The sequence below is a fragment of the Romboutsia sp. 13368 genome (assembly GCF_018336475.1).
Taxonomy (GTDB): Bacteria; Bacillota; Clostridia; order Peptostreptococcales; family Peptostreptococcaceae; genus Romboutsia.
In genome coordinates, this window is record NZ_CP048741.1 from 2,577,962 (window position 1) to 2,578,441 (window position 480).

Below are 480 nucleotides of genomic sequence, written 5' to 3' on the forward strand. Positions count from 1 at the left end.
CTTACACTCTCTKTTTTTATATGATAGATTATCATATTAAGTGCAACACCTAAAAATGAGTAAAAAAATAGCCCATAAATTTATGTTTATGCTACAGTAATAATAACCACAAAACTACTATACATGAAAGGACATAAATTTATGAACTATAAACATATTACCATACACGAGAGATGTTGTATAGCAAATTTCTTAGATCTAGGATGGAGCTTAAGAAAGATCGCAAAATATTTAAATAGAAATGCTTCTACAATTTCAAGAGAGATTAAAAGAAATTCTGTTAATGGAAAATACTTAGCACATATAGCAAATGAAGTTTATATCAGCAATAGAATAAATTGCGGAGCAAAAGGCAAATTAAATAACTCTAGATTAGTTGAGTATATAGAAAATGGTTTAAATGATACTTGGTCACCTGAACAAATAGCCGGTAGGCTACGCCTAGATTATCAAGATGATAAATCGATGARAGTAAGTCTT

Annotated in this window: 1 protein-coding gene (running past one end of the window); it reads left to right on the forward strand. The window is 28.9% G+C overall.

Annotated elements, in window-relative coordinates:
* The first annotated feature begins 141 nt into the window (after nucleotides 1-141).
* Nucleotides 142-480: the 5' portion of a helix-turn-helix domain-containing protein gene (locus tag G3997_RS11335; protein ID WP_296646025.1), read on the forward strand. The gene runs 15 nt beyond the window's last position; the window shows 339 of its 354 coding nt (coding positions 1-339); the start codon lies at nucleotides 142-144; its stop codon lies beyond the right edge, outside the window.